Genomic DNA, 3,277 nt, shown 5'->3' with positions numbered 1-3,277 from the left:
CCTCCAGGCCCCAGCGGCGCCGCCGACCCGTCTCGACCACCTCCAGCCGGCGAACCTGATGGCTGTCCATATCGATATCCATATGGACAATCCGCTACGCCCCGGCCAACCTCGCAAGACGGCCTTCACCGGAGGGTTACGCGGATGGCGCGTTCGACGACGTTGGAGTCGATTTTGATCCGGCCGTCGGCCAGGAACAGGGTCAGGCCGCTCCAGCGGGCGAGGGCGTAGCGGATGGCGTCGGCCATCTTGCCCTTGCGGCTGACGGCGGCGAGCCGGGACCGCAGCCATGGCTCCAGCTCTTCGACGATCGGCCGGCTTCGCGCCTGGTGGGCGGCGACGCGCTGGTCGGCCGTGAGGCCGCGGATATCGGCTTCGACGGCGTACAGGCCCTTGATCCGTTCCAGGGCCTCGGTGGCGATGGGCGCGTCGCCGGCGGCGGCCAGTTCGTAGAACCGCCGGCGCACATGAGCCCAGCAGAAGGCGAGCGCCACCTGCCCCGTCTCGGCCAGGGGCCGATAGCCGCCATAGCCGTCCACCTGCAGCACGCCCTTGGAAGCCGGCGAGGTGCTTGATCGGCTGGGAAGCGGCGCGGTCGGTGGCGTAGACGTAGACCACGCCCGGCGGATCGGCCCCGGCCCACGGCCGCTCGTCCCTCGCGTAGGCCCACAGCTGGCCGGTCTTGGTCCGGCCGCGCCCCGGATCGAGCACCGGCACGGTCGTCTCGTCGGCGAAAGCTTGGAGGAGGCCTTGAGCTTGTCCAGCAGGCGGGCGTGCACCGGCCGCAGCAGGAAGGCGGCGCGGCCGACCCAGTCGGCTAGGGTGGAGCGGTCCAGGTCGATGCCTTGCCGGCCGTAGATCTGCGCCCGGCGATAGAGCGGGCAGTGATCGGCGTACTTGGCGATCGCCACGTGAGCGACGAGCGCCTCGGTGGGCAGGCCGCTCTCGATCAGCCTGGCCAGCACCGGGGCCTGGACCACGCCTTCCTGGCAGGCGCGGCAGGCGTATCGCGGCCGGCGCGTCACCAGCACGCGGAACTGGGCGGGAACCACGCCCAGCCGCTCGGCGACGTCCTCGCCGACCAGATGCAGCGGGCCACGGCAGCAGGGGCAGGTCTTGTCCTCGACGTCGATCACCCGCTCGATCCTGGGCAGGTGCGCGGGCAGATGCCCGAGGTTGCGCCCCTACGACATTCACACATCTCGGCGGGCTTGCGGCGCGGGATTGGAACTGACTCCCTACGGGCATGAGTCGCTCGAGGGGGTTGGGCATGGAGCTTACGCTGGGATCGTACGGGGACGAGCGGCTCAAAAAAGGGGGGCCTTCTTGTGCGGGCGCCTTGTCGCCCATGGCGGCAAGGGGGTCAGCGTCCGGCAGCTGGGCGGCGATCGCGCCGGCGAGATGCGGATCACGCGCTTCCTGCACAATCCCAAGGTGACGCTCGGCTAGATGATGTCGACGGCCCTGGCGCGGACCAGCGCCCAGGTGGCTGGCCGTCTTGTGCTGGCGATCCAGGACACCTCGGCGCTGTGGGTGGATGAGAAGGGAGTGGGGCTCAGCTTCCACCCGGTCATCGCGGTGGACGCCAATGAAGGCGCGATGCTGGGCCTGGTCGCCAACACCTTTCTGGCGCGCAGCGGGGGCGAGCGCGCCACGCGCAAGCAGCGGGCGTTCGAGGACAAGGATAGCCGTCGCTGGCTGAGCGGGGCAGAGAGCGCCAGCGCCCTCATCGAGGCGGGCGCGGCCTGCGTCACCGTGGTCGAGGATCGCGAGGGCGACATCTACGAGTGCTTCGCCTTCAAGCTGGCCGGCGTGGAGAAGCTGGTGCGGGCGGCTCAGGATCGCCGCCTGGCCGACGGCGGGTCCTTGTTCGCCAAGGCCGACGCCTGGGCCGAGGCCGGGCGGATGAGCGTGGACCTGCCCGCCGCGCCGGGACGAAAGGCGCGCAAGGCCGAACTCTCGGTGAGCTTCGGCAGGGTCGAGATTCTGCGGCCCAACAACCGCAAGGCCGCCGGCGCCCTGCCGCCAACGATAATCGTGACGCTCGTCGTCGGGGGCGAGGTCGACCCTCTCGAAGGGGGAGAGCCAGCGCTCAGGTTCCTGCTCACCACGCATCAGGTGGGCGACATCGCCGATGCGCGCCGCATCATCGGCTTTTATCGCCTGCGCTGGACCATCGAGCAGCTGTTCCGCACCATGAAGACCAAGGGCTTCGACGTCGAAGCCCTGCGCCAGGAACCGGACGGCCCGCTCGAAAAACTCGTCACCGCCATCCTGATCGCCGCCGTCAAGGTGATGCAGCTGGTGGCCGAGCGCGACGGCAAGGCCCGCAGACCGCTCACCGATGTCTTCGACCCCGGCGACCAGCCGGCCCTGGAACGCGTCTGCCAAAGCCTCCAGGGCAAGACCGAGCGGCAGAAGAACCCACATCCCGGCGGCTCGCTCGCCTACGCCGCCTGGGTCTTCGCAAGGCTCGGCGGCTGGACCGGCTACTATGGAAAACCCGGCCCGGTCGTCATGCTCCGCGGCCTCACCCAGTTCCGCGCCATCAAGCATGGCTGGAGCCTACGAGATGTGTGAATCGCGTAGGGTTGCGCCGGGGGCCACGCGCTTGACGGGGCGTTCCGCCTCGGCGCCGGCGGCCCGCGCCGCTGCGCCTTGCTCGACCTCCTCCAGGGCCAGCTCCAGCTGGTCGACGGGCAGGCTCTCCGCCCGCCGGCCGAACCGGTGGCGCTGGAGTTCCCTGATGATCTGCCTCAGCCGTTCGGTCTCGGCGGCATGGGCGGACCGCTCGGCATGGAGCATCGCCTTCAGCGTCGCCGTATCGTCCGGAAGGGTGTCGACCGAGGCCGTCATCGAAGAGGATCAGAGCATATTCCGAAGGCTTTGAGGCGCCCCCGCGTGAGCCCTGAGTCACCATGCCGCAGGCGCGTTTCAGTGGGCCTCCAGGGGCGCCATCGCGCGCCGGGCCTGGTTGCACGCGGCGCCAGTCCAGGCCCTCGAGCAGGGCCGCCAGTTGCGCCCTGCTGAGGCGCATCGTCCCGTCCTCGACCCTGGGCCAGCGGAAGCTTCCCTGCTCCAGCCGCTTGCTGAGCATGCACATTCCCGTGCCGTCCCACCACACCAGCTTCACCCGGTCCGCCCGCCGGGCGCGGAACACCCAGACGACCCCGCTGAACGGATCGGCGCGCATCCGCTCCTTCACCAGCGCCGCCAGGCCGTCCATGCCCTTCCTGAAGTCCACAGGCTTGGTGGCCACCATGACCCGCGCCGCCTG

At 70.1% G+C, this 3,277-nt stretch carries 2 protein-coding genes and 3 pseudogenes; 2 read left to right on the top strand and 3 right to left on the bottom strand.

Annotated features, from left to right (window positions below):
* Positions 1 to 140: 140 nt before the first annotated feature.
* A pseudogene (gene tnpC / locus VGL85_RS13080) lies at positions 141 to 1,178 on the bottom strand (IS66 family transposase); the annotation flags it as partial.
* A 148-nt stretch (positions 1,179 to 1,326) separates the two neighbouring features.
* On the opposite strand from tnpC, the gene VGL85_RS13075 reads away from it, so the two are divergent.
* Complete coding sequence (locus tag VGL85_RS13075) at positions 1,327 to 1,449, top strand: hypothetical protein (RefSeq protein ID WP_331589386.1); 123 nt, start codon at positions 1,327 to 1,329, stop codon at positions 1,447 to 1,449.
* Positions 1,450 to 2,580 (top strand): IS4 family transposase, encoded by a 1,131-nt coding sequence (locus VGL85_RS13070; RefSeq protein ID WP_331589385.1) that lies wholly within the window; start codon positions 1,450 to 1,452, stop codon positions 2,578 to 2,580.
* A 27-nt stretch (positions 2,581 to 2,607) separates the two neighbouring features.
* Here the strand turns inward: VGL85_RS13070 and VGL85_RS13065 are convergent.
* Both VGL85_RS13065 and tnpB read right to left on the bottom strand, forming a co-directional pair.
* Positions 2,608 to 2,856, bottom strand: a pseudogene (locus VGL85_RS13065) (transposase domain-containing protein); the annotation flags it as partial.
* Positions 2,857 to 3,034: 178 nt separating this feature from the next.
* A pseudogene (gene tnpB / locus VGL85_RS22170) lies at positions 3,035 to 3,226 on the bottom strand (IS66 family insertion sequence element accessory protein TnpB); the annotation flags it as partial.
* Positions 3,227 to 3,277: the final 51 nt, after the last annotated feature.

Source organism: Phenylobacterium sp., assembly GCF_036501465.1.
Taxonomy (GTDB): domain Bacteria; phylum Pseudomonadota; class Alphaproteobacteria; order Caulobacterales; family Caulobacteraceae; genus Phenylobacterium.
This window is presented reverse-complemented; position numbering and strand designations above follow the sequence as displayed.